This is a genomic window from Boseongicola sp. (genome assembly GCF_057460485.1).
The window spans coordinates 1-4,462 of sequence record NZ_JBVCWP010000296.1; the positions used below are offsets into that span (position 1 = coordinate 1).

At 57.3% G+C, this 4,462-nt stretch carries 7 protein-coding genes; 4 read left to right on the top strand and 3 right to left on the bottom strand.

The annotated features are described in order from the left end of the window. A partial coding sequence (locus tag AC221Y_RS20630; RefSeq protein WP_486708249.1) for a sulfotransferase domain-containing protein occupies positions 1-286 on the top strand: 286 nt, incomplete at its 5' end. Positions 287-503: 217 nt separating this feature from the next. Here the strand turns inward: AC221Y_RS20630 and AC221Y_RS20635 are convergent. Then, the gene (locus AC221Y_RS20635; RefSeq protein WP_486708250.1) at positions 504-1,313 is read right to left on the bottom strand and encodes an SDR family NAD(P)-dependent oxidoreductase; all 810 of its coding nucleotides are present in this window, start codon (positions 1,311-1,313) and stop codon (positions 504-506) included. Between the two features lie 183 nt (positions 1,314-1,496). On the opposite strand from AC221Y_RS20635, the gene AC221Y_RS20640 reads away from it, so the two are divergent. Next, entirely contained in the window at positions 1,497-2,132 is a 636-nt protein-coding gene (locus AC221Y_RS20640; protein ID WP_486708251.1) for a DUF6962 family protein, read from the top strand. Here the strand turns inward: AC221Y_RS20640 and lgt are convergent. Then, positions 2,129-3,061 carry a prolipoprotein diacylglyceryl transferase gene (gene lgt / locus AC221Y_RS20645; protein WP_486708252.1) on the bottom strand — a complete coding sequence of 311 codons (933 nt, stop codon included), beginning with the start codon at positions 3,059-3,061 and terminating at the stop codon, positions 2,129-2,131. The genes AC221Y_RS20640 and lgt overlap by 4 nt on opposite strands. A 137-nt stretch (positions 3,062-3,198) precedes the next feature. On the opposite strand from lgt, the gene AC221Y_RS20650 reads away from it, so the two are divergent. Together AC221Y_RS20650 and AC221Y_RS20655 are read left to right on the top strand one after the other, a co-directional pair. After that, positions 3,199-3,453, top strand: coding sequence for a hypothetical protein (locus AC221Y_RS20650; RefSeq protein ID WP_486708253.1), 255 nt, complete (start codon positions 3,199-3,201; stop codon positions 3,451-3,453). Next, on the top strand, positions 3,450-3,854 hold the full coding sequence (locus tag AC221Y_RS20655; protein WP_486708254.1) for a styrene oxide isomerase: 405 nt from the start codon (positions 3,450-3,452) through the stop codon (positions 3,852-3,854). The genes AC221Y_RS20650 and AC221Y_RS20655 overlap by 4 nt, the downstream gene beginning before the upstream one ends. A gap of 199 nt (positions 3,855-4,053) precedes the next feature. Here the strand turns inward: AC221Y_RS20655 and AC221Y_RS20660 are convergent. Continuing rightward, a partial coding sequence (locus AC221Y_RS20660) for a helix-turn-helix domain-containing protein (protein WP_486708255.1) occupies positions 4,054-4,462 on the bottom strand: 409 nt, incomplete at its 5' end.

Below are 4,462 nucleotides of genomic sequence, written 5' to 3' on the forward strand. Positions count from 1 at the left end.
AGGACAAGTGAGACGTCTGGCAGATTTCCTGGATATCGAACTCGACGCAGATCTGTTGGGCAAGGTGCTCGAGCATGTGAGTTTCGACCACATGAAGAAGCACGCAGAAACAATGTTCCCGGATCTTCCTTTGAAGCGCGGCGGTAGCGACTTCATCAACAAGGGTACCAATGGTCGCTGGCGCGACATCCTGACTGCTCAGGACATCGCGAAGTACGAAGCAAGAGCGCTCGCCGAATTGGGCGAGGACTGCGCACATTGGGTCGCCACCGGCGAAATGCGGTAAGGCATCGGACTATGTGCCTCTCATGACGGCTTCGGGCTCGAGGCCGCCGTTCCGCCTCAAGCTGACCAACGACCGCTTCAGACTGTTGAATGTCCAACTATCAATACAACCTGCTGAAACGGGTGAATTATCTGCGCCTCAGGAATGTCTGCTTCCGGAATGCAGTCCAAACTCGACCCGCTGCATCGCCGCAAGGCAGCTCCGAGCCCAGAACGGCCTAAAGCCGATTCATGATCCATTTGGCGAAGCGGGCTTTCAGTGCGCGGGGAGCCACGTCCGCTGCGAAGGCAAATATCCTGTTTCGATTTCCAGGGATGACCATCCGTTTGCCCCGCATCATCGCATTGTAGCCATGTGTCGCGACCTCGGATGGAGACATGCTCCGCATCGGCCACCCACTCGCCAGCCGAACATCATTCATCCCGGCGCGCCGGAAAAAATCCGTTCGCATGGGACCGGGGCAAAGGCAGGTGACGTCGACATCCGCGCCGCGGAACTCCTCGGAAAGCGCGAGAGAAAAACTGAGCAAATGCGCCCGCGTCGCGAAATGCACTGATACAAACGGCCCCGGAACCAGTGCCGCGACGGAGGACACGTTGAGAATCCTGTTTCGCCGGTTCCGGTCGCGCGCGCGAAGGAATCCCTTCGTCAACTGCGTCACTGAGATTGTGTGGAGCCGGATCATTTCGATTTCCATCTCAAGATCGGACTCTTCAAAGCGACCGTAGACGTTGAATCCGGCGTTGTTGATCAGCGTGTCCGCTGTCATGCCAAGCCGCCGTATCCGCTCAAACACAGCCTGCGCGGACTCCGGAAGCGATAGATCAAGTGCCAATGTGTAGACCTGCACCGAGTAGGTTTCTGTCAGATACGCGGCGCAAGCATGGAGACGAGCCTGGTTTCGTGCCACGAGGATGAGGTCGCTGCCCGCTTTCGCCAGACGTTCGGCAAACATACGGCCCAACCCGCTGGAGGCCCCGGTAACAATCGAAAGCCGCGGGGGCATGTGGCCCTCTGGTCTCGCCATTCTCGAATTCTCCCGACGCGCTGACTATCCATGACCGGACATCCCTAGAAGGATTATAACATGGAACCGCTCATGCATTGACTGAGGACAAAACTGCGCCACCAAATTCACGCTATGAGGATTTAAAGGCCATCATAGCAAAACAAGGCGGCAAAGGAGTATCCGTGCACCAGAGGCTTGATAATGCTTGAACCGGATGTGACGCTCACCGATTTGGTCCTCGCCTTGCAATGTGCAGCGTTCTCCATCCTCCTTTTTCGCAAACGTGACGGGAGCCCACTTATCCGCCGCCTTTACGCGGCGCTTTTCGGGGCTCTCGGGGTGTCCTCTCTGTTTGGCGGACTCTGGCATGGGGTCTTTTCTGGACGCGAAACGGCGCTGGGGCAATGGGTGTGGCTCTGTGTGATGGCCGCCCTTGCTGTGGCCGCGGCCTCGCTTTGGCTCATCTCAGCGGCACTGTTGTCGTCCGCGAAATTGGCGTGCATCGTCCGCAGGATGGCCTCGCTTCAACTCATCATTCAGCTGTCCGTTTCGGCTTTCGTGACCGACGGCTTCGCGGTTGCGGCCATTGGTTTACTTCCGCCATTGAGCGTCATGATTGCGGTGAATGCCGTGCACTTCGGACGCACTGGGGCACGAAAAGCCCTGTACGGCATGGCAGGATTCAGCCTTGCGGCGCTTGCCGGACTGGTCATCGCATTCGACGTCTCGCTCCATCCTCGCTGGGCAACGACGCTCGCCGTTTATCACATGATCCAGTTCGTGGCGTTCTGTCTGGTCTTCATGTCAGTGCCAGTTGTTGCCGCTCATCCCCGTTAGTTTCCACCAATGGGCAGATGTATCCGCGCGTGTTCCATAACCTTCTGTCGTTTCTCGATTATATTTGCCCGGGTCCAGCTTGTAGGAATGCCCAGAGGATAAAGAACCAGTGCGATCAAGATGACGATCTGGAGCCAGCTTGCCGCCCTTTCCGGTGGTTTTGGAAGAGAGACTGGTTCGCGCGGTGACCGCAATGTCAAGATCAGCATGATCAGGCCGACCGCAGCCATCAGCAGGTTGAACACCTGTCCGGTCCCGATCCCAAGCCACGCCGCCTCATAGTCGCGGAATAGGTCCACCAAGAAGCGCAACCCCGCGTAGAGGAATATGAACAGGCTGGCGACCACACCGCGTCCCTGCGACCATTTCCAGAGCGCCCAAATCAGAATGGGCAGTATCACAAAGTTCTTGCCGCTTTCATAGAGGGCGACAGGATGGCGTGCGCCTTCAAGATCCGGATAGACGAAGCCCCATGGCATATTGGTTGTCGACCCGACAACGCCGCCCTCGATGAAGTTTCCGAGGCGTCCGACAGCCAAAAGAAACACGCCGGGAACCACGACCTCGTCGAGCAGCGCGATCAGAGGGAGACCTCGCATTCTTGCAAAAATCGCCGTAGCGATCAATCCGCCAAGCAACACCCCATGAGAGGCCATGCCGCCCTGCCACCAGTCAAGCGCGGCGAGCGGGTGATCCCGGTAATAGTCTAGTTCGTAAACGAGGATGTCAAAGGCGCGCCCGCCAACCATAACGCCGACGGCAAACAGGATCGTGAACGTAAACACATCGGCGTTCGTCAGGCTGCACGCAGCGCGCCGGATCCAAAACCAAACGAAAATTCCAATGAAACCAATTGAGTATACTGCTCCATACCAATAGATCGCACCGATCGGAGTGACTGCAATCGCCGGATCGAAATCATGTATCATCTGGGGCTCCCCTCACAAGTTTGCCCACTGATAGTCGGAGACGATGTATGCGAACGTGAAATGCGCGACGCCTGAATCGCCTCCGAGATGGTGGTCATTTCATGAGACAAATCTATCGATCGCAGGGCACCCATTGAATGATCGATGTCAAACAGACTTTCGCGGCCGGATACTCTCGGTCAACCAGCGGATCTTTCGTCCACCTCGTCCGCGTGAAAACCGATCCGGTCGAGGTAGACCGAACGGGAGCGTCCGTCCGGAAATCAACCGCATTTCGCTCAGCGCGTTGTGCGCCCATGCTCCGAAACGCTGGCTTGATGGAAGCCAATGACGGCGAACGCTGGGTCGCCAGTCTGGCAGGGATCGACTTGGCCGAGGACCACTTCAAATGAAAAATCTCCCCACTTTTGTCGCGTTCAACGGCCCAGCGGTGCTATTGTTTTCAAGCTTGATCGGGCTGCTGCCCGTGCGTGCCCTTCACCGGGACGAGGTGTTGGAACACTGGCAACTTCTCCATGCGGGCGGCACTTCCCGCGGCATCATGCTCCTTGCACTCGCGGCGACCATCCAGTTCGCCCAGCTCTCGCCTTCCAGCCGTGCTTTGGCGTGCGCTCTTGTCGTCTTTTTTGTTTGGACGTCCGCCATCTCAATGTTCGTCTGCGGCATAATCGGCGAACGGGGATCCCATCCACGGGGAAACCGGGCAAGCAAGGTGATTTTCTACCTTTACGCATGTGGAGCCATCACACTGCCCATCGGGCTTGCTGTCGAATTCGTTCAGGCGTGGACCTGAGTGCGGCATTTCAATCTGGGCCAGTCCGTTTCCAAGCTGGATGCGATGTCACCTTTGTCCGCAGAGCAGACGTCCGTGGTGAGCGCAGCAGGCGGCTGCTTCGAGCCCACATCCGACCTCGATCCGGAGCGCAATATTTGGCACTAAGGGCAGAAAGCGGGCATTCGCCGGGACGCCAACCAAGGTCGGCTGTGAGGGATCAATTAACCTTACGCTCCCCTGCAATCTGCGAAATATGCTGAAACTTCTTGCGATAGGCCGATGGTGACAATCCGACACCGCGCTTGAAGACCCTTCGAAATGAGGCCGGGTCATCATATCCTACCGAAGCACCGACCTCGTCTATGGATACGGTGTCGGTCTCCAGCATTTGCTTTGCTTCCTCTACTCGCAACGCTTGCACATAGTCTATCGGTGCAAACCCAGTGGCCGCCTTGAAGCGTCGCGAGAACGTGCGCGTGTTCAGACCAGACCTCTCGATCATGCGTTCCACAGGTTTGGGCGTGGCATAGTTGTCAGCAATCCATGCTTGGCAGTTTGAGATCGGCCCATCTTCCGCGGCCATTGGTCGGGTCATCACGGCATATGGCGATTGCCCCTCGGAATGG